The organism is Marinilactibacillus sp. GCM10026970, from assembly GCF_042660675.1.
In the GTDB taxonomy this organism is placed as follows: domain Bacteria; phylum Bacillota; class Bacilli; order Lactobacillales; family Carnobacteriaceae_A; genus Marinilactibacillus.
This window is the reverse complement of sequence record NZ_JBHSUL010000031.1, coordinates 1-20,061: the sequence shown is the minus strand read 5'-3', so window position 1 is coordinate 20,061 and position 20,061 is coordinate 1. Positions and strand designations below refer to the sequence as shown.

Below are 20,061 nucleotides of genomic sequence, written 5' to 3'. Positions count from 1 at the left end.
TTTAGCCTTCTTTCTGTTTGAAAATAAACCACTTACTGAAGACGTAGTTGACAACAACGACGATAAATTGTGTGATTATTTTTGAAACATTTGTATTAATAGTCAAGAAATCAACAAGTATAAACATGCTGAGCATGTCAAACACCCCTGATAACAGTCTGAATCCTACGAACAGGTAGAACTCCTTGAAAGCTTCTCCTTTGCTTGCTGATTGTGACTTAAAGACATAAAGCTTGTTGGTAACGAATGCGAACAAAATGGCCGCAATAATGGATATCGCATTCGCAAAGAGATACGGTACATCTAGAACCGTGTCAAATAGGTAAAATACAGCGATATTTACAATCGTTGCGAGCACGCCGAAAAACAGATAGCTAATCACCTCTTCGTATTTTTTATAAAGTTCATGCACTTGATTCATCATGTTGTTCTTCCTTTTCTACATCCTCCTGGGATGATTCTCTAATAAAGTAAGGCGGTCTTCCTTTTGTCTCTACGAAGACTCTTCCAAGGTATTCTCCGATGACCCCTAAAGAAATCAGTTGGATGCCACCTAAAAATAGAATCGCAGCTAAAAGTGTCGGATATCCAGCAACGTTTGTACCGTATATAATGGTTTTAACAATTTCGACTGCCAGAAACAAAAAGGCGAACACTGAAATCGCAAAACCGATATAAGACCAGACTTTTAAAGGAACTGTACTATAAGACGTGATTCCATCAATAGCTAGTTTAAAAAGATTGCTATAGTTCCATTTGGTTTTTCCAGCTGCACGTTCTTCAGCAAAATAAGTAATCTCTTTTTTCTTGAACCCAATCCAACCATACATTCCTTTAGTATAGCGTTCTTGTTCTCTTAGTTGTCTCAAAGCTACGATACATTTCTTATCGAGCAAACGAAAATCTCCAGCTTGTGGAATCACTTTCTCGGGTGTCATTTTCTGAACAACCTTGTAATAGGTTTTCGATGTCCATTCCTTTAAGAAGGACTCGCCTTCTCGTTTTTTTCTAACAGCGTAGATATCTTCGTATCCTTGTTCCCACCAATAGATCATTTCTTCCATAATTTCAGGTGGGTGCTGGAGATCTGCGTCTAAAATGACGATGCCATCCCCAGTCGCGTAGTCAAATCCAGCTAGCATAGCTGTTTCTTTCCCAAAGTTTCTTGATAAATCAACATACTTCATGCGTGGATCTTGTTTGTTCAGTTCTTTTAATAAATTCAACGTTTGATCGGTACTTCCATCGTTTACGAACAAAAATTCAAACGCATAGCGATCTAATTTTTCACTGACTTCATTGAGTCTTTCAATCAGCTGGGGAAGTACTTCTTCCTCATTATATGCTGGAATAATGACGGACAATGTTTTCATGTTGTTTCCTCGATTCTGTTTTACCGTTTTATTTATTCGTCAAATCCTCTTCCATATGATGGATTAAAAGGTTCGAATTGCTGATCATGCAAGGTTTTTGCAGCCGATGCTGCCCAGTTTGGATTTCTGAGTAGTGGTCTACCTAATGAGACTAAGTCCGCTTGACCGGATTCCAGTACATAGTTTGCTAAATCTGGATCGCCTAATTTACCTACTGTTGAAATCAGAAGATCTGAGTGTTCTTTGAAATGACGCGCATATTTTGTCTGATAACCAGGATAAATGGCTTCCGGTTTTCTAGGCAGCAGTCCGCCGGTCGATACATCAACAACATCCACTTCCAGTTCCTTTAACCATTGATTGATCTGGTCATATTCTTCAAGAGTTGTGCTATCTACATCGTAGTCTGTTGCAGAGAATCGTACCCAGATATTTCCAGTATAAACGCTCTTGGTTTGTTCTATAATTTCTTTTAGTATTCTGAATCGATTCTCAAGTGACTGAGCTCCATAAGCATCTGTTCGTTTATTTGTTAATGGAGACAGGAATTGATTGATGAGATAGCCGTGAGCTGCGTGGATCTGAATAGCGTCAAAGCCTGCTTTTTCAGCTCGTTTTGCGGCTGCTTTAAAATCAGAGATAACTTTTTCGATTCCAGTCTCACTTAGTGCATCCGGTGTTCGGTAAGCGTCACTGTATGCGAGTGCACTGGGTGCCACTGAGTTTGGTGCATTTTCTGCTTTTCTTCCGGCATGGGCAATTTGGATGCCGACTTTACTACCGAGTTCATGGATGGTGTTAACTAATTCTGTTAGTTTCACTGTTTGGTTTTCGTTATAGATCCCAAGGTCTTGATTTGTGATACGTCCTTCTTCTGAAACGGCCGCTGCTTCAAGGAAAATCAATCCGACCCCACCAATTGCACGGCTGGCATAATGCGCGTTATGAAAGTTGGTCAGTTCTCCGTCTTCTTTATGTACGGCATACATGCACATAGGTGCCATAACGATTCTATTTTTAAGGGTTAACTGATTTAATTGAATCGGTTCGAATAATTTAGCCATGTTTTACACTCCTATGTTAAAAAATTCAATCGTTATCTATTTTATCATGTTCACAATCAGAAGTGTTAGCATATCATCACGTCTTCATCAAATCATCATTTAACCTCAACGGGATATTTCTAGAGATAAAAAAAAGAAGACATTCCGAAAATAACGGATTGTCTTCTTTTTAAGTGATTAGGCTAACAAAGTTAAGCTGGTATTAAGTATTTCCTTAACCTTTTGGTTGATCTGATTTTGATCAAACTGTAATTTTCCTTGAGCCACTAGCATAGCTACCCCTAATATGCTTGGCCAAAGAATATTTAGAAATGGGAGAATATCTTTCTCATTATATTCTGAGTTCGTTTCTTTCAAGATTTTTTCAATCATTTCATAAGAATAGTTGTGAAGCTGAACGACTTCCAGCTCTCTATCCATATAAATTGCTGAAAAGAGTGTCGGTTCTTTTTTGGCAAGTAGTATATAATTTTTACAAACTTCTTCAAGTGAATCAGAAGTATGATGACTATTAAACACAGTTTCAGAAAGATACTGCTTTATATACTCTAATAAGCCTACTTTCAAGTCTTCCATATTTTTAAACTCTTTATATATCGGCTGCGTTGACGAGTTCATTTTAATCGCAATTTGTCTTGCTGTAAACTGACTAAAACCGCTCGATCGTAAGAGTTCCATAGAAGCATCCAATATGTTTTCTCTCAATATCGTTCTTTGTCTTGGCACCTTCTTTGACTCCCTCAAAAAAATTTTCTACCTTACTTAGTTATACAACCACATAAGTATAACATGATTAACATGTATTTAAAAGTTAATTTGTACTGCACTAAGCTAGTATACTAAAAAACAAAGGTTATTAAAACACTGTTTTTTCAAGCTTTTTATAACGTTTGTTATTAATAATTAGTTATTTCAATGTTATTATACTACCAATCACAAGTAGTTGATTAATAACAAAATTTTACAATTCGATGCTAAGTATCCCCTAATTTTTATGTAACAATGGTTATCATGACCCCTTTCTCGCGATAACGTCAATTGTGTGATATTATATTAAGTGAGCGTTTTGACATTTTAGGAGGAATCATAATGACCTTAGAAAATTTTGACAATTTATTGAAGAAATACGCTGACCTAATCGTGACGACTGGTGTTAACGTACAGAAAAGCCATACGGTTGTATTAAGTGTTGATGTTGACCAAGCACCACTTGCACGTTTGGTGACTGAAGCTGCTTATCAAAAAGGCGCTAAAGAAGTGATCGTTAAGTGGACGGATGATATCGTGAGTCGTTCAACTTTTGAACATGCTTCTCAAGAAGTCTTGACGGATATTCCGCAATATAAAGTTGATGAAAGTTTAGATCATATTGAAAAAGGCGCTAGTCGTATCAGCCTTCGTTCATCTGATCCAGATTCTTTACAAGGATTAGATAACTCTAAGATCGCTGCTTATCAAACGGCTGCTGGTCGTGCTTTATCTGCAATGAGAAAAGCGACTCAGTCTAACAAAGTCAGCTGGTTAGTCGCTGCGGCTGCTGGTGAAAAATGGGCAGCTAAAGTTTTCCCTGATTTAAATTCAACAGAAGAACAATTAGATGCTTTATGGGATGCCATTTTTAAGGCTGTCCACTTATATGACGAAAACCCAATTGCAACTTGGGAAGCTAAAGATAAAACGCTTGAAGCGAAAGCGGAAGAATTAAATAAAGAGCAATTCGTTGCTTTACACTATACAGGTCCTGGAACTGACTTAACGGTTGGATTGCCTGATGGTCACCTATGGGAAGGTGCTGGAAGCTTTAACGTTCGTGGCGAACGCTTCATGGCAAATATGCCGACTGAAGAAGTGTTCACTGCTCCCGATGCAAATCGTGTAGATGGCGTAGTTGTTTCGACTAAACCTTTAAGCTATGCAGGAAACATCATCGAAGGAATGGAATTCCACTTCAAAGATGGTAAAGTAACTAAAGTAACTGCTGAAAAAGGCGAAGATGTTATCCAACAACTTGTTGAAACAGACGAAGGATCTGCTCGTTTAGGTGAAGTTGCACTTGTTCCAGACGAGTCTCCGATCTCTCAATCTGGTTTAACATTCTTTAATACATTATTTGATGAGAATGCTTCAAATCACTTTGCTTTGGGTTCTGCTTACGCATTCAACCTTAAAGGCGGTACTGAAATGTCTGAAGAAGACTTAAAAGCTGCTGGTTTGAACCGTTCTGACGTCCATGTTGATTTCATGGTAGGTTCAAATGAAATGGATATCGATGGTATTCGTGAAGATGGTACGCGTGTCCCAGTATTCCGTAAAGGGACTTGGGCTTAAATTTCTAAGTTATTTAAATAAGGTGCTTCCCTTGGCGGGAAGCACCTTATTTTTTTAAGCCATCATGCCTCTCCTATTTCGGAGCTGGCTGACTTTTGCTCTTTCGTTCCCTCTCGTGAGCTAACTCTCCTTCGAGAGGGACTATCTCACTCTTTCATTCCCTCTCGTGACTTAACTCTCCTTCGAGAGGGACTATCTCACTCTTTCATTCCCTCTCGTGACCTCACTCTCCTTCGAGAGGGACTATCTCGCTCTTTCATTCCCTCTCGTCACCTCATTCTCATTCGAAAGGGACTATCTCGCTCTTTCATTCCCTCTCGTGAGCTGACTCTCCTTCGAGAGGGACTATCTCGCTCTTTCATTCCCTCTCGTCACCTCACTCTTCTTCGAGAGGGACTATTATGCTCTTTGCTGATCGGAGATCAGTTTCTGATGGTCTCTTCAGCCACCTATTTATATACGCCAATTATCGCTCGCTTAATACCATGATGCGTTCGCCGTTTTCTTCATCGATTCGTCCTGTGTCTTTGAAGTTGTAAGTTTCGTATAAGCGCTTGGCCGCTAGATTCTCTTCGTTGATGCTGAGCACAATATCTTTGACGGGCCAGTTTTGTCTGATAAAGGCTATCAGTTTTTCGAGAAACATTTTACCGTAGCCTTTGCCTTGGGATTGGGCGTCAATCATAAAGCGGTCGAGCCAAATGTATTGATGCTCCTTGTTATATGCACCGATCATTGCGAATCCGATGGGTAGATTTTCTGTATATAGTCCATAAGTCGTCCAGTTAAAGCGGGTTTCGTAGAGAGCTTCGAGCATGGACTCTGCGTTTGGGCTAATAAAGTCGGCTTGTTCTGGGGTCGCTTTGAGTTCGACGATTGCACGCCAGTTTTCTTCGGTGATTGTCCGGATAGTCAATTCTTCCATAGGGGCTACTCCTTTAAGGTCTTTTTTGAAAGGATAACACAAAAAAGGCACTACTTCAGAAATGCCTTTATTGTGTTTAAAATATCCAATTTTCAAGTGGTCCTATATCGTGTTGAGATAAGCTTATCTTCTGTTTCTTGACCGTTCAGCATTTTGTACAGTGTATTCATACTGACCGCTCCCCATTCTCTTTTAGAGTAAGAGACACTATTCATTTGGGGATCAAGGTAACGGCTGACCATTAAGTCATCAAAACCTGTGATGTTGATTTCGGTATCTTTAAAGCGGTCATTTTTCTTGAAGTAATTATAAGCGCCAATTCCCATCTCATCGTTTAAAGCAAGGATTTCAATCGGACTCTCATTTGTAGCTTCTCGAGCAATTTCGCGAGCAGCGATAAATCCAGACTCTTCTGTAAACCAACCTTTATAGATTCGAAATTTCTTACCAAGTTTGCTAATCTCTCGGGTTGCTGTTTCTAATCGTTCGCGGCTATCAAAGTTTCCTTTTGGACCATTAATGATATCAATCGTTTCAGATGGCGATGTTACTAGCGACTGAACTGCTTGTTTGATACCTTCTCTGTTATCTAATAACACGTGTCGGATATTTTTATGCTCGAGTTGTCTATCTAGCACAACAATAGAATGACCATCATTTGCATACTCAAGGAGTTGCTCATCTGGGTAGAATTGGTCTAAGACAATAATACCGTCAATCATGCCTTGCGGTAAAAATAGGCGCGACTTTTCTCCTGAACAGGCTATAATGTCAAAGCCAAGTTCTTTAGCCATATGTTGGATTCCGTCCAATAATTCACCGTAGAAACTCCCACTGTAACTGGACAAATGGACACCAATAATTCGTGTTTGTTTTCGACGCAGATTTTGTCCCGCACGGTTTGGGATATAGTTCATTTCCTTAGCGATTTTTAAAATACGTTGCTTAGTTTTTTCGCTGACCCTTGGACTATTATTCAATGCATAAGAGACGGTTGAAATAGAAACATTTGCTCTTTTTGCAATTTCCTTTATGCCCGTCATATTCCAACCTCCTTATTTATGTGAATGGTTACATTTCTTATTCAACTAGATTCTTTCTAAATGAACAGTCTATTCTATTATATACAATTCACTGTGTATACGCTTGTTTTATTAGAATATTATTTTCAATAAACTGGATAATATACATCTAGTTGGTTATCTTCTTTTGATAATGTTTTCTCCAGATCCGCTTGCTTGATTTCAACTCCCGCTTTTCTATAGGGATTTTTCAAATTCGTTTGCGGAATGTCTTGACCATTGACTTGCACATGAACTTGTTCAGTGTCTACGTAGTGATACTGAATCGTCATTGGATAACCGTTGTAGGTATAAGTGACTTTTAGTTCATCTTGTTCTTTTACCAATACGGGATCGAGTACTAAATTTTGTGTATGAATTCGAATACCTAAAGCACTTGAAATTAGTTGATTCATATAAATACCCGGTCCACTTGAATAAATTCTCCAGCCACCTTTTACTTTTACTTGGCCTTTTTTAACTAAATCAAAATTTTCTTGTGCTTCGTAGCGGTCGGAAAAATCTGCATCCGAACTACTAAAGTACGTATTACTTTGGCGCACTTCTGCGTTTTCAACTACTGATGAAATATTGATTGGGTTGATGGTTTCTAATCCCTTCCAAATTTCTTCCGCTTGACCAATTTTGGCCATTGCCTCAATGTAACGAATGTGCGCATGAACGTACATTAAGCCAATCTCACGTCCAAAATTCGCTGCTTGTTCTGCACGCTTGAATTGACGGCTGACACCACCTTGGTAGGTCGCCGGACGGTTCATCAGACGAACGCCATCTGGTGTATTTAAATGTTCTTGAATTAAAGCAAAATGCCTTTCTGCCTGATCTTTTGTGAACAACTCACTGATCATTCCGCGAATCATCGGCAATAAGCGATATTGAATCCCTGTCGTTGTGTCTTCCGGATGAATCATCTTAACGATTTCATCTTCCCTTGGCATATAAACAAAGCCAGGAACGACATCGTTTGATGAGATATAATCTTTGAAATCTTTTTCAATCTCAGCTGTTCGTTCATTCATGAGGACTGACCATTTTGGATCAACGGTTTCCAGTACTTCTGCAAATTTCTTTAGAGTCTGATACGTTAGTGCAATTGTCCAGCTACTCGCCATATTTTTCTTCAGACTCTGGTCATGTGGCTGCAAAGTATCGTCCCAATCACCATCGCCATAAGAAGACAAATGTGTATCCCATAAGAAATGAGATTGTATATAATCCAATTGTTTTTCTACATGGACTTTAATGGCATCGGTCGTTGTTGTATAAGCTTGTGTTGATTGATCAAAATAAGGTACGGATTCTTCTAATAAGCTGTAATCTCCTGTGATTTCCAAATAATCAGCCAGCATTTTAAGTGGCCACACAATTACGTCGCCGTGACTTTCATCAGCTTGCACTTCTACATAAGAATCAAACATGAACCATTGCGGCCAATTGCCGTCTTGAATATGCTGGTGACTGTAGACACGTTTGATGACTTCACGCGTACTATCGTATTGTTGCATCGCCATTAGGTACTCTGCTGGACCTTGAGAGACATCTCTGGTTCCCCAAGCGGCTCCGCCAAACTGTTCCAGCCCGTGAGGCACTAGATAATGAACGAGCATATTGTGCGTATACCAACGTGTCGTTATATTCATCTTCTCCGCTGTCGACTTCACAGCATCCGGTCCATTCATTGAAAAACCATTACTCAACTTATCAAAGAATGTAGAAAAGGCTGCTGTTTCTTTTTCAAAATCAAGCTCAGCTGTTTCAAAATTCTTACCATCAAGTGCTCCTGCCATTGTAAACGTAAACGTATCCGTTGCATCAACTTTAAAGTTTAGTAGCATGGCTGTGCCTTCTTCTACGCCAGATAAAAATACACTTTCATCGACAACCGTTGTGTCCGCGTTCAATACTTGAAATTTATAAGCGAGGTTCGGTAATTTTTTGTGTGCAGCTGTTTGCCCATCGAATGTCGCAATGACGCCATCTATTGTTTCTTCAATCCATACTGGTGTCTGATATTCTCGACTATTCATTGTCAATTGATTCGTAATCAGATATTCATAAGCTCTTCCACTTTGACTCGTAACCGTTAATTGAATCGTTGACTCGTCAGACGCTGCAAGATTCACGACGGTAAACGTTTCTGTTTCTGTCTGATAGACCCACTTCACATAATTGATTCCGATTTCCATCATTGAAGGCATCGTTAATAGTCGATATTGGCCCTCAAGCTTGACGTATACGCGCTGTCCGCTAGTTTTGAAAAAGTTAACGGCGTTTCGGGTATTAGACAAAGCTTTATTCATATCTGTATTCCCCATGACAAGCTGTGCATTAAAGACTCCATACATCCAAGCAGTCGTACTCATGATATTTTCGTCTGGAACGGTTTTGTTATGTGTAAACAGAATTTGACCATGTGGACGCTCTAACATGAGCTCTTTTTCTTTTAAGACCACGTGTGCTTGGTTTTCTGTAAAGAAAGAGACAATCCGTTCATCAATGACTTCATCCTGAACTCGTTTAGGATAGAGTTGTTTTAAATCCGCTTGTGAGATAGTTGTCGTTTGTAAAGGTTCCCCTACCATTGAATGTTTTGAGACAAGTTCACAAGGTATTAGTTTTTCAGGTGTTAAGTTTTGATAAGCCGCTTGAAGACGCTCTTGGTCTTCTACTTCTTTGACGGCTTCTGGATGATCCGCTTTAAATACATTGTAAAAAACAATAGTTGTCGTGTCAGATTCATCTAATTTGACTGAGCGAGATTTCAGCGTACTGAAGTCGAATTCATATTGACTTTTGTGGTTTTCTAGCGCTACTTTTTTCAGCGCTTCAGGCTGATTCGTCTCTTTATATGATTTCCCAAAGAACTGGAAGCCGTCTGTTAAAAACCCGTCAGTTCCTGTAAGACTCCCTTGTTGTAAGTAAGGAAATGTTCCAGATTGTGGCTGGTTTTGTCTGGAACTGATGACGAAACCTAGATCATTTTCACTGACCATATGATCGACATACTGAGCCACGTAAGCTTCATTCGCTTTAAGAGCGCCTTCTGCAGCTAAGCCTAAATCTTGACCGTAAACGATATCAACTCGTTCGTCAGATCCTTTAAGCGTGACTTCCCAGAACCAGATGGTTTCTTCTGCTAAGCTGAATCGCACAGAATATTCTATATCCGCTACTGATCCTGTCCAGCTGACTTGTTTTTCTCCTACTGAAAATCGGCTTTTTGACTGTATTCCAAGTAGCGGTACCGCTTGTATGACCGCACCGGTTTCATCGAATCTTCTAAGATACAAATTATTTAAAGACCCATCAATCATATTTCCTTCGATCTGATTAATCATAATATTCTCGTGACTCATCTTGTATAGGTCACCTGACTGTAAAAATGTTACAGTGGTCTGACCATTTTCTAGTGTATGCATATGCTTTTGTGCCTGTACGATTGCCTTCATTTTACTACCCCTCAACTCTTTAACAATTTGATTTCTTCTTGTTTTTAATTACTCGACTATTTTTCTAACTCAAACGATGCACTGAGTGCAACCGTACTATCTGTACCGATACCGATTAAGAAAGTTCCCGCATCACTGCTGACTGAATGGTCTGCATGTGTGTAACGAAGCTGTTTTTCTGTGATCTCAAAAGTAACGGTTCTTGATTCACCTGGCGTACATTCAATTTGTTTGAAATCAATCAATTCTTTGACTGGACGCACCACTTCGCCAACTTTATCGCGAATATAGACTTGAACGGTTTCTAATCCTTTAACGTCACCTGTATTTCTAACGTCTACAGAAACTTGCAACACATCGTCTTCAGATATTTTCTGACTCGATAACGTCAAGTTTGCATACTCAAAGGTTGTATATGAGCGTCCGAAACCGAAAGGATACAAAGCTGTGTTTTCAGCATCCAGATACCTCGATAGATATTTCTCGCTTCTTTTTTCTTCTGTCATTGGTCTACCAGTGCTGTCTTCGTTGTACGTTAGTGGAATCTGTCCAACAGATCTAGGAAATGACATGGGTAATTTACCTGAAGGATTCACGTTTCCAAATAACACATTTGTAATGGCTTCCGCACCCATCGTTCCTGGGAACCAAGCTTCAACAAGGCCATCTACCAAAGGGATCACTTCCGATAAATCCAACGGGCGACCGTTGATTAAGACGGCTACAACTTGTTTATTCAGTTTTTTTAGTTCTTTCAATAACGTTAACTGGTTCTCTGGCAAAGTGATATTTGTGCGACTGGCTGCTTCGCCACTCATCTCTGAACTTTCTCCAATCGCAACCACCACTGTATCTGCCGTACGAATGTCCTCCATGAAAAAGCTATTCTGTCCTTCTAAAAATGTTCGGTCATCGACTACGCTAAACGAATCATTATTGGCAATTTTTGCCATTGCTTCTGCCAGTGTCGCTGTCTGTTCTCTGTCACCCTTCCAAGACCATGCACCTAAAAGGTCAGTAGATTGACTGAGCGGACCTGTTAAAACAAGCTTCGTATCTTTTTTTAGTGGTAACACGCCATTGTTTTCCAGTAAAACAATCGATTGTTCTGCGACCGTTAAAGCAACTTGCTTGTTTTCGTTTGAAAAGACTGTTTCTTTTTCGGCTGCTTCATCAGCACCACGGTAGGGCTGTTCGAATAAGCCTAAGTCATTTTTTAGTTTCAAGATATTCCAGACCGATTCATCCAGAAGTATTTTCAGTGTTTCGTCTTGATTCACTAAGTCTACTAGATGTTCACTATAGGCTGCCGACATCATTTCGATATCCACACCCGCTGTCAAAGCTTGTTTTGCAGCAGCTTTGTTGTCTTCTGCGACGCCATGCGGAACGAGTTCGCCGATTGCACCCCAGTCAGAAATCAGTACGCCATTAAAGTCCATTTCATCACGCAGGATATCTCGCATCAAACGTGTGTTTCCGGTTGCCGGGATATTGTCGATAGTATTGAATGCGGTCATCACTAGTTTTGCTCCCGCATCAATACCTTCTTGATAAGCTGGCAAGTAGTGCTCTCTTAAGGTATTTTCGTTCAAATCTACTGAATTATAATCTCTACCGCCACGTGGCGCACCATATCCAGCAAAATGCTTCACACAAGCTGCGAGTTTCGTTAAGTCTTCTTTCAAGTTCTCGCCTTGATAGCCTTCCACAAATGCTCTGGCATAACGTTTATTGAGTAACTTATCCTCACCAGTCGCTTCCATGACTCTTCCCCATCTAGGGTCTCTGACAAGATCGACCATTGGTGAAAAGGTTACGTGAAGTCCTTGTATCGCCGCTTCTTTGGCTGAAATTTCCGCAGTTTGTTTGATCAAATCAGGATTCCATGTCGCGCCGAGTCCCAATGGGATTGGAAAAATAGTATGGTCTCCATGAATAATATCTGCCATAAATAGTAAAGGGATATTTAAACGACTTTCTTCTATATATCTTTTCTGTAGTTCAATTGTTTCTTTGGCACCTGAGATACCAAGAACAGAACCAACTTGGTACTTCTTCTCTTCGGTCATTGCCATATCGTTCATTGGACCTGTGATATCTTCTGATTGATCGGAGAAAAAATCAGCAGACAATTGAATCGTCTGTCCAACTTTCTCTTCAATGGTCATCTCATCTAGTAATGCTTTTAATGCATCGATTTTCATAAGTAACTCCTTTGTCTGCGCTTATTTTCCACCGGAAATATTGAAACCAGTAAGAATGTATTTCTGGAAAATGATAAAGATGATCAGAATTGGTACGACCATAAAGGCAGCCCCTGCCATCTGTAGAGCATAATTTGTACCATGTTGTCCTTGTAATAACTGCAGACCAACCGATAAGGTGTAGAATCTTTGGTCATTTGCGATAATCAATGGCCACAAGAATGAGTTCCAACCACCGATAAAGGTCAGGATTCCTTGTACTGCAATAATTGGTTTAGATAAAGGCAACGCGACTCTGAAAAAAACGTAGAAGTCACTTGCGCCATCTAACCTTGCCGCTTCAAAAAATTCTTCTGAAATACTTGAGAAAAATTGTCTGAACAAGAAAATTCCGAAAGCACCTGTAAGACCAGGTAGTACGATACCTAGATACGTATTCGTCAAGCCTAATTGATTCAATAACAGATAGACCGGAATCATCGTAACTTGTCCTGGAATCATCATCGTTGCGAGAACAAGAACAAACAGAAAGTTTTTAAATTTAAAGTCATAATGTGCAAATGCAAAGCCTGCCATTGCATTGAGCAATAATCCAACAAATCCTAGAACTGTAATAATCACGGTATTGAGTAGATATACATCAAAATTTAGCCGTTGAAAGAGTTCTCTAAAATTATCTAGTGTCCATTCGCTTGGCAAAAGATTGGGTTGCGCAGCTACGATTTCTGGGTTCGTTTTGAATGCTGAAAGAATCATCCATACAAATGGAATGACCGTAATCAATCCCCATAGTCCTAATACAACTCCAATAGTCATTTTTAGTTTTTTATCTATATTAATCATATCAACTTATCCCCTTCTTAATCCGCTCGTCTTTGTAATCTGAGTTGAACGAGTGTTGCGCAGATAATGACGACAAACAAAAGTAATGACCCAGCAGCAGCATATCCAAATTGATTATTCTGGAAACCATTGCGATAGATGAAGAGCGCCACACTTGTCGTGCTATTAAGCGGTCCACCTTCAGTCATGACGAATGGTTCTTCAAAGAATTGCAACCAGCCGATAATTGTAGTAATTGTTACAAAAGAAGTTGAGAATTTTAATTGTGGTACTGTAATAAATCGAATCTGTTCCCATTTTGTCGCACCGTCTAGTTCGGCCGCTTCATACATTGTGCGCGGAATATTTTGAAGTGCTGCTGAGAAGATCAACATATTGATCCCAATACTTCTCCAAACAGCCAAAATCACCAGTGAAATTTTGGAAACGCTCGTGTCCGTTAACCATCCGATTGGACCGATACCAACCATGCCGATCACGCGGTTAATCAAACCGATACTTTGACTTGGATTAAATAAGAAAGCCCAGACGATCGCGACCGCAACAATATTGGTGATCGAAGGTGAGTAGAACACCACACGCATAAATGAGAAATAACGACTTCTCCCCATATTGATCAATATCGCAATCGTTAGTGAAAAGAGAATGACGAGTGGTACACCGAATACTACATAAAATAAAGTATTTGTAATTGACTTCATGAACACACTATCTTGTAAGATGTTTTGATAATTTTGAAGTCCCGTGAAGTTGATTCGTGAGTAGTCTGCTAGTCCTGCCAAACTCATATCCGTAAAACTGATGACCAGCGCTAAAATGATTGGGAAGATAGAAAATGTTAGCAGTAACCCGATCGCTGGTGCAATGAAGAAATAAGGTGCTTTTTTACTTTTCATGAAAAGGTTCCTCTCTAAAATCAAAATTCAGAGAATGAATAAAATGATTTCACTCTCTGAATTTTTGAATTTTTTAGTCGATCATTGTTTGAACTTCTTGATTCAAGCTATCCAGTGTTTCTTGAACGTCTGCACCACCAACGATGATTTGTTCGAAGCTACTGATATACGCTTGAGATACTCTGTCCCACTCTTCAATTACCGGCATATGTTCTGAATTTTCAAGCTGTTCACCGAATACAGCTACGTTTTCATCTTGGAAAGGTTCTTCATCCCATGTTGCCATTCTTGCAGGAAGAGAACTTGAATTTTCATAATACGTCAGCATACTATCTGTGCTAGTTAGGTGCTCAATTAACTGAACCGCTTCTTCAGGGTTATCAGAATTGTTCCAGACCGCTAGGTTCGCGCCCCCTGTATTTGATACGTTACTAACGGGTCCTTCAGGTAAGGTTCTGACTGCCCATTTTCCTTCAATATCCGTTGTTTGATCTTGGATTGCTGTAATCATCCACGGTCCACTAATAAACATTGGATTAATTCCTTCTCCACCAAAGCTTTGAGAAATCTCAATGCCTAAATCTTGACTAGGTGAAGCCCCTGATTCTATAAAGCCATTTAAATATTCAATTGCTTCGACAAATTGAGGTTCATTCATTACAGCATTTCCTTCGTCATCAATGATTGGTGAACCATTTTGTTTTGCGAACATTGGTCCAAAAGTCTGCTCATTGATTGGGATTGAGAAACCATAATAGTTGTCTCCACGTTCAGACAATTTTATTGCAGCATCAGAAAGTTCGTCCCAAGTTGCTGGACCTTCCGGATATCCAACTTCTTCCAATAAATCCGTTCTATAGTAAAGCGCTCTTGTTTCAGTGTACCAAGGGACCGCATAATAATTATCGTCAAATACAGTTGTCTCTACATTTCCTTCAAAGAAATTATCCGGACTGATTTCGTCACTGCCTTCAACGTATTCTGTGATATCCATCAATGCACCAGCGTCTACAAATTCTGCCATATAAGTGGAGCCCATTTGAACGACATCGGGACCTTCACCTGAAGCAACAGCTGTCAGTAATCGGTCATGAACAGCTGACCAAGGAATACTTTGTGCATTGACTGCGATTCCTGTTTCCTCTGTGAATGAATCAAAAAGCGGTTGGGTGACTTCATCGCCATCTCCCATTACCCACACTGATAATGTATCAGCAGAACCATCTGAACCTGCGTCACCATTTCCACTATTACCACAAGCAGCCAATAAACTCATCGCGACCAAAGAAGTTGTACCTAAAATCATTTTGTTCCATTTCATCATTTTTTCCTCCTAATTTTAGTTGTTTGATTATTATTTATTAATAGAAATTGTCGAAACGTTTCGACTTTTAAATAAAATTTATGTTTTCATTAACCAGTCTATTGCTAAAATAATATGCTTGTTCCAAAAATTCCAATTGTGATCGCCTGTATCTTCGATATAATCATGTTTGATATTAAGGCGCTTGAGTTCATTGTGGAAAGCTACATTATCTTCATATAAAAAGTCACTTGTTCCACAAGCCATGTAAATATTGGGTAATGACATTGACTGTTTAGCCAATTCATATAAATCTATATTATCCGGTATATCCTGAATATCTTGGCTCCCAATGAGCACCTTCATGATTCGTTCAGGATAACGATCTTCTTCAAATTCAGATGTTTTCGTTATAATCCTGCTTGATAAGGCGGCGATTTTTCCAAATGTTTCACTATAGTAAAGACCATTTCTTAAAGCTCCATAACCACCCATTGATAATCCAGCAATCCATGTCTCTTCTCTTTTACAAGATAAAGGAAACAGACTTCTTGATTCTTCAATTAGCTCTTCACCGACAAACTGACCATAATTCATTCCATTTGGATGATCTACATAATAGCTATTCTCTCCTGATGGTAAAATGATGGCAATATTATATGACTCTGCTAGTTGTTCAACTTGTCCTGCGTAGAACCAATCCTTTCGGTCTCCGCTATATCCATGAAATAAATAAAGGGTTTTAAACGTTCTCATTTCTCTATTCATTTTCGGAATGATAGCTGAATACGTCACTTTTCTATCTAGACTTTTTGAAAAGAACGTAGCATCGACAGTAGTCATTTATCATTTCCACTTCCTTTCGAAACGTTTCGATAAATGAATTATATAGAATACTAATTTGTTTTGCAAGCCTTTTCTTTTAATCTGATCTATATAAAAAATCCGCAACTGATTCATTGCGGATTTTTGAGCTAGTTTCTTTTAGATTTCAATCATCCATTCAATCACTTGTTCGATATAGTGATCCCAGAAATCCCAGGAATGCTCCCCGGACGACTCTTTGTAAATATGATCGATTTTTTGTTCACTTAAATAATTGTGCAGACTTAAACTATCCTTATAAATAAAGTCTTCTGTACCGCAGGCAATGAATAGTTCCGGTATGGATTCTTTTTTTACCAGAGAATAGATATCTTTGTCTTTATCCATATCCTTGTATGTATCTGAACCTATAATATATTTTATAGCTTGATTCATTCGGTTATCCTCTGACAGATCATGTTCTTTTTCTTGTGATTGAAGCACTCTACTAGAAAGCGCAGCTATTTTCGAAAAAGTTTCATTGTAATACAAGCCATTTCTCAATGCACCGTAACCACCCATTGATAATCCGGCAATCCATGTAGATTCGAAATCTTGAGATAAGTTGAACATTTTTCTAGTAATCTGAACAAGTTCTTCACCGATATACTGTCCATAGTAACTACCGTTTCTAAGATCAACGTAAAAACTATTCTCTCCAGATGGCATGATAACCGCAATATTATGTTTCGTTGCTAATTCAACAATTCTTGTATTGTTAATCCAGGCATCAGATGCATCATTCCACCCGTGAAGTAAATAAAGAGTTTTAAATGGTTCTACTGTTTCATCCTTTTTTACTTCTGATGGTAAAATTGCTGCGAATGGTACTTTTCGCATCAATCTTTCAGATTGTATCGTTCCATAAATAACTGCCAATTCTTTTCCTCCTAAATAAAGACTCTTTCAGTATATATATTAAGCGTTTCCATTTCAAATAGCAACTACCTATCATTAAATAGAGTTTAAAAAAGAACCACCTTTTAAATAAGTGGTTCTCTGTCAGATTCATTTAGTTTTGGTCTATTTGTTCTCCATTTAAAATCAGTTTGTAAGTTAACTCAGCTTTAAGTGAATTCGCTACAGAGCAGTATTTTTCGTCGCTTAATTTAATGGCGCGCCAAACTCTATTGGCTGGGACATCCCCATCAACATGTATCGTGATAGTAATTTTGGTAAAGTATTTTGGTGGTTCTTCATTTCTTTCTCCATCTGTTTCAATTTCAATACGTTCTAATTTTTCTTGATAAGGTTTAAGAATCATATACATGTCAATTCCCATACAACCTGCCAAGCCACCTAGAATAGCTTCCATTGGAGATACGCCTGAACCTTCTCCGCCAGCAGATTCTCCAGCATCCATTTTCAGTTCTTTTCCAGTATGATTATTCATTGTAAAAGCTAGATTACCTTCCCATTTCGTTGAAACCTTCATAAATACCCTCCGTCTCTTGAATCTATTTCCATAATAAATCACATTCACTTACTTTTCCATAGTGAAGTACTCTAATTATTCTAGATCTAAACTTTCTTCCAAGTCATCTGGATAAACGATTGTGCTGAACACTTCCCCCGTAGCTTCGTCTTGAATTTCAAATGTCGATGTTATACTTTCTGGATCTTTCCCTTCAAACACTTGATAGTAAAGCGCTGATATCGCCAATCCAAAAATACCAAAGCCATCAAACCCTGCTTCATATGCTTCTCTGTCAACAATAATAGAAAATTCACTGAAATCGTTATTGAACTCTATATCTTTAAAAGATTGAAAATTTTCATCGGTCTTTAACTCTTCTACTGAATCAGTGATGGTCTGCTTCAATTCATCCAACAAGTCTTGATGTTGAGATCTAGACATCTTTATTGTAACCGATCCATCCTCATTCTCAGTGATGTTCGCTTCTTCCAAAGCGAGTTCATCTGGTTCAAAAGTCTCTGATAATTCTGCCGGTAGTGTCAGCTCTGTACTGAAGAGGCCCTTGTCTACTTCGATACTTCCTTCATCGTCACTATCTTCTTCAACTTCTGTCTCAGTCGCTTGATCTTCAGTAGTTGTTTCTACTTCTGTTTCTTGTGCAGATTGTTCTACTTGTTCTGTTTCATCGGCCTCATCTGTTCCGCATCCTACTAGTAATACTGTCAGAGCTGAAGCACTCAATAACCGTTTCATCAATGTCATCTAATCATCCTTTTTTCTTTTATTATAGCAGAAAGCCCTTTTTCTTATGATAATTTCGCAAGAAAAACAGCTTTGTCTTTTAAGCAAACTTGTATCAACCAAACTTCCATAGTACAATAAGTTAGTTCATTTCATTTAGACTCTATAGCTCAGTAGGATAGAGCAAGTGCCTCCTAAGCACTAGGTCGTGGGTTCGATTCCCTCTAGGGTCATATAATTAATTGTCTTTGTTTTTCGTTTTCCATCTAAATTCGATGAATTTGGACATGATCATTATTCTAATACTAGATAGAACAACCATCAAAACGATCCAAAACCTTAGCCAAATAGGATTCCAGTCAAAAACAGATGTCATTCCCACTGAAAGAACAACAAGAAACAAGTATGCTCCATAAATAAAATAAAAACGACCTTCCCACTTTTGATAGTTTTCTCTATCCTTAATTTTCCCAAGCGGTGTCATGCTACCATTTGGTCTTGTACCTTTTGGATCATCTTTATACTGGTAACCTATCCAAAATAGTATGGCTGCGGCTAATAGTAGAAATACACTTAGTAGTATCAACATATGTTCTCCTTTATACATTTTAATCAGTTTAACAATAATTTTCCGATGGCTCAAATTCGCTTTTTAAAATTGGAAAAGAAACATCCAAGTTCTGTTTATGTAGTTTCACAAGAAGTTGCATATGATATCTAATTACATGGCGACTATTTAATAATTCCAGGCTTATAAAATAAAAAATCCTATCTCAGTTAATTGGTTCTATGTCAATTAGCGTTGGTGAAGAATAAAGCTAGAAAGTAATCGTACTTGGAAGAGAACAGATAGTTAGCTTATGCTGCTATGTGTTCTCTTTCTTTTTCGATCATTTTGAGTTTGTTTCTGATTGGTTTTAAATTGAAGTGCAAGATAATACGATTTTTATAGTGAATAAAGTTCCTGTAGCCATAGGCTACCCGGTTTAAGACTTTGATTTTGTTATTGATTCCCTCTATCTTTCCATTGTTATAAGGATAGTAGAAGGTGTTTTGAATATAAGGGAAATGAGCTCTCAACGTTTTTAAACTGGTTTTCATATATCCAGATAATTCAGGGGAAGCTGGTTGGTCTAAAGTAGCTCTTAATTGCTTTGAGTCATTTTCTTCAACGGACTTAAGGACAGCTTGATAAACTCCATACGTTGATTTTAGTTCTGGATCATAGGCCAACATCTCTGAAACAATCGCTGCTTCTAAACGTTGTCCAAACAGTGGAAAGTATTGATAAGTAGTATAAGATAATTCTGTCTCTTTCTTTAGTAGTTTCTTCCAGAACCGTTTTAATCGTCTATATTTCTTTTGATCTTCTCCGTTAGAGGTTCGAAGTCGATTCATGACTTTTACGCGCGTCTTGTTCATTGACCGGTTCACGAGCTGAACGATATGAAATCGATCAATAATAATATCAGCGTTTGGAAATAGCTCTGGAAGGAAACTGACGTAACTCGCATTCATGTCTGTCGTGATGGTCTTGACCAGGTTTCTTTGTTTCTGACTGTATCGAGA

The 20,061-nt window shown here is 38.6% G+C and carries 18 protein-coding genes and 1 tRNA gene; 2 read left to right on the top strand and 17 right to left on the bottom strand.

Annotated elements, in window-relative coordinates; genetic code table 11:
• Window position 1: 1 nt before the first annotated feature.
• The 4 genes from ACFP65_RS09105 to ACFP65_RS09090 all read right to left on the bottom strand — a co-directional run bounded on the left by ACFP65_RS09105 (window position 2) and on the right by ACFP65_RS09090 (window position 3,163).
• Window positions 2–424, bottom strand: coding sequence for a GtrA family protein (locus ACFP65_RS09105; protein ID WP_379917892.1), 423 nt, complete (start codon window positions 422–424; stop codon window positions 2–4).
• Entirely contained in the window at window positions 405–1,373 is a 969-nt protein-coding gene (locus ACFP65_RS09100; protein WP_379917890.1) for a glycosyltransferase family 2 protein, read from the bottom strand. Before ACFP65_RS09100 ends, ACFP65_RS09105 begins: the two co-directional genes overlap by 20 nt.
• A 32-nt stretch (window positions 1,374–1,405) precedes the next feature.
• Window positions 1,406–2,437: an NADH:flavin oxidoreductase/NADH oxidase gene (locus tag ACFP65_RS09095; protein WP_379917888.1), complete on the bottom strand. Its 1,032-nt coding sequence runs from the start codon at window positions 2,435–2,437 to the stop codon at window positions 1,406–1,408.
• Window positions 2,438–2,614: 177 nt separating this feature from the next.
• Window positions 2,615–3,163, bottom strand: a complete 549-nt coding sequence (locus tag ACFP65_RS09090; protein ID WP_379917886.1) for a TetR/AcrR family transcriptional regulator — start codon at window positions 3,161–3,163, stop codon at window positions 2,615–2,617.
• A gap of 363 nt (window positions 3,164–3,526) precedes the next feature.
• On the opposite strand from ACFP65_RS09090, the gene ACFP65_RS09085 reads away from it, so the two are divergent.
• Entirely contained in the window at window positions 3,527–4,765 is a 1,239-nt protein-coding gene (locus tag ACFP65_RS09085) for an aminopeptidase (RefSeq protein ID WP_379917884.1), read from the top strand.
• A 466-nt stretch (window positions 4,766–5,231) separates the two neighbouring features.
• Here ACFP65_RS09085 and ACFP65_RS09080 read toward each other — a convergent pair whose 3' ends face one another.
• The 11 genes from ACFP65_RS09080 to ACFP65_RS09030 all read right to left on the bottom strand — a co-directional run bounded on the left by ACFP65_RS09080 (window position 5,232) and on the right by ACFP65_RS09030 (window position 18,513).
• A complete protein-coding gene (locus tag ACFP65_RS09080; protein WP_379917882.1) occupies window positions 5,232–5,690 on the bottom strand; it encodes a GNAT family N-acetyltransferase in 459 nt (152 codons plus the stop codon).
• A gap of 92 nt (window positions 5,691–5,782) precedes the next feature.
• Complete coding sequence (locus tag ACFP65_RS09075; protein ID WP_379917880.1) at window positions 5,783–6,733, bottom strand: LacI family DNA-binding transcriptional regulator; 951 nt, start codon at window positions 6,731–6,733, stop codon at window positions 5,783–5,785.
• Window positions 6,734–6,858: 125 nt separating this feature from the next.
• Window positions 6,859–10,221: a GH36-type glycosyl hydrolase domain-containing protein gene (locus ACFP65_RS09070; protein WP_379917878.1), complete on the bottom strand. Its 3,363-nt coding sequence runs from the start codon at window positions 10,219–10,221 to the stop codon at window positions 6,859–6,861.
• Window positions 10,222–10,277: 56 nt separating this feature from the next.
• Window positions 10,278–12,428 carry a glycoside hydrolase family 3 N-terminal domain-containing protein gene (locus ACFP65_RS09065; protein WP_379917876.1) on the bottom strand — a complete coding sequence of 717 codons (2,151 nt, stop codon included), beginning with the start codon at window positions 12,426–12,428 and terminating at the stop codon, window positions 10,278–10,280.
• 21 nt (window positions 12,429–12,449) lie between these two features.
• Window positions 12,450–13,271: a carbohydrate ABC transporter permease gene (locus ACFP65_RS09060; RefSeq protein WP_379917874.1), complete on the bottom strand. Its 822-nt coding sequence runs from the start codon at window positions 13,269–13,271 to the stop codon at window positions 12,450–12,452.
• Between the two features lie 17 nt (window positions 13,272–13,288).
• Complete coding sequence (locus ACFP65_RS09055; RefSeq protein ID WP_379917872.1) at window positions 13,289–14,167, bottom strand: carbohydrate ABC transporter permease; 879 nt, start codon at window positions 14,165–14,167, stop codon at window positions 13,289–13,291.
• Window positions 14,168–14,240: 73 nt separating this feature from the next.
• Entirely contained in the window at window positions 14,241–15,488 is a 1,248-nt protein-coding gene (locus ACFP65_RS09050) for a sugar ABC transporter substrate-binding protein (protein WP_379917870.1), read from the bottom strand.
• A gap of 81 nt (window positions 15,489–15,569) precedes the next feature.
• Complete coding sequence (locus tag ACFP65_RS09045) at window positions 15,570–16,313, bottom strand: alpha/beta hydrolase (RefSeq protein WP_379917868.1); 744 nt, start codon at window positions 16,311–16,313, stop codon at window positions 15,570–15,572.
• Window positions 16,314–16,454: 141 nt separating this feature from the next.
• Complete coding sequence (locus ACFP65_RS09040; RefSeq protein WP_379917866.1) at window positions 16,455–17,213, bottom strand: alpha/beta hydrolase; 759 nt, start codon at window positions 17,211–17,213, stop codon at window positions 16,455–16,457.
• Window positions 17,214–17,346: 133 nt separating this feature from the next.
• Entirely contained in the window at window positions 17,347–17,769 is a 423-nt protein-coding gene (locus ACFP65_RS09035) for an OsmC family protein (RefSeq protein ID WP_379917865.1), read from the bottom strand.
• Between the two features lie 75 nt (window positions 17,770–17,844).
• A complete protein-coding gene (locus ACFP65_RS09030) occupies window positions 17,845–18,513 on the bottom strand; it encodes a hypothetical protein (protein ID WP_379917863.1) in 669 nt (222 codons plus the stop codon).
• A 138-nt stretch (window positions 18,514–18,651) separates the two neighbouring features.
• On the opposite strand from ACFP65_RS09030, the gene ACFP65_RS09025 reads away from it, so the two are divergent.
• Window positions 18,652–18,725: transfer RNA gene (locus tag ACFP65_RS09025), tRNA-Arg, on the top strand.
• Between the two features lie 5 nt (window positions 18,726–18,730).
• Here ACFP65_RS09025 and ACFP65_RS09020 read toward each other — a convergent pair.
• Together ACFP65_RS09020 and ACFP65_RS09015 are read right to left on the bottom strand one after the other, a co-directional pair.
• Window positions 18,731–19,078: a hypothetical protein gene (locus ACFP65_RS09020; protein ID WP_379917861.1), complete on the bottom strand. Its 348-nt coding sequence runs from the start codon at window positions 19,076–19,078 to the stop codon at window positions 18,731–18,733.
• Window positions 19,079–19,350: 272 nt separating this feature from the next.
• Window positions 19,351–20,061 (bottom strand): transposase (locus ACFP65_RS09015; protein WP_379917859.1); only part of this gene is annotated, 711 nt, incomplete at its 5' end.

Excerpts from the sequence above, each read along its gene's own strand:
- ACFP65_RS09095 (WP_379917888.1), bottom strand. The coding sequence starts at position 2,437 with ATGGCTAAATTATTCGAACCGATTCAATTAAATCAGTTAACCCTTAAA.
- ACFP65_RS09105 (WP_379917892.1), bottom strand. The coding sequence starts at position 424 with ATGATGAATCAAGTGCATGAACTTTATAAAAAATACGAAGAGGTGATT.
- ACFP65_RS09060 (WP_379917874.1), bottom strand. The coding sequence starts at position 13,271 with ATGATTAATATAGATAAAAAACTAAAAATGACTATTGGAGTTGTATTA.
- ACFP65_RS09030 (WP_379917863.1), bottom strand. The coding sequence starts at position 18,513 with ATGACATTGATGAAACGGTTATTGAGTGCTTCAGCTCTGACAGTATTA.
- ACFP65_RS09085 (WP_379917884.1), top strand. The coding sequence starts at position 3,527 with ATGACCTTAGAAAATTTTGACAATTTATTGAAGAAATACGCTGACCTA.
- ACFP65_RS09070 (WP_379917878.1), bottom strand. The coding sequence starts at position 10,221 with ATGAAGGCAATCGTACAGGCACAAAAGCATATGCATACACTAGAAAAT.
- ACFP65_RS09100 (WP_379917890.1), bottom strand. The coding sequence starts at position 1,373 with ATGAAAACATTGTCCGTCATTATTCCAGCATATAATGAGGAAGAAGTA.
- ACFP65_RS09065 (WP_379917876.1), bottom strand. The coding sequence starts at position 12,428 with ATGAAAATCGATGCATTAAAAGCATTACTAGATGAGATGACCATTGAA.
- ACFP65_RS09055 (WP_379917872.1), bottom strand. The coding sequence starts at position 14,167 with ATGAAAAGTAAAAAAGCACCTTATTTCTTCATTGCACCAGCGATCGGG.
- ACFP65_RS09080 (WP_379917882.1), bottom strand. The coding sequence starts at position 5,690 with ATGGAAGAATTGACTATCCGGACAATCACCGAAGAAAACTGGCGTGCA.
- ACFP65_RS09045 (WP_379917868.1), bottom strand. The coding sequence starts at position 16,313 with ATGACTACTGTCGATGCTACGTTCTTTTCAAAAAGTCTAGATAGAAAA.
- ACFP65_RS09035 (WP_379917865.1), bottom strand. The coding sequence starts at position 17,769 with ATGAAGGTTTCAACGAAATGGGAAGGTAATCTAGCTTTTACAATGAAT.
- ACFP65_RS09075 (WP_379917880.1), bottom strand. The coding sequence starts at position 6,733 with ATGACGGGCATAAAGGAAATTGCAAAAAGAGCAAATGTTTCTATTTCA.
- ACFP65_RS09050 (WP_379917870.1), bottom strand. The coding sequence starts at position 15,488 with ATGAAATGGAACAAAATGATTTTAGGTACAACTTCTTTGGTCGCGATG.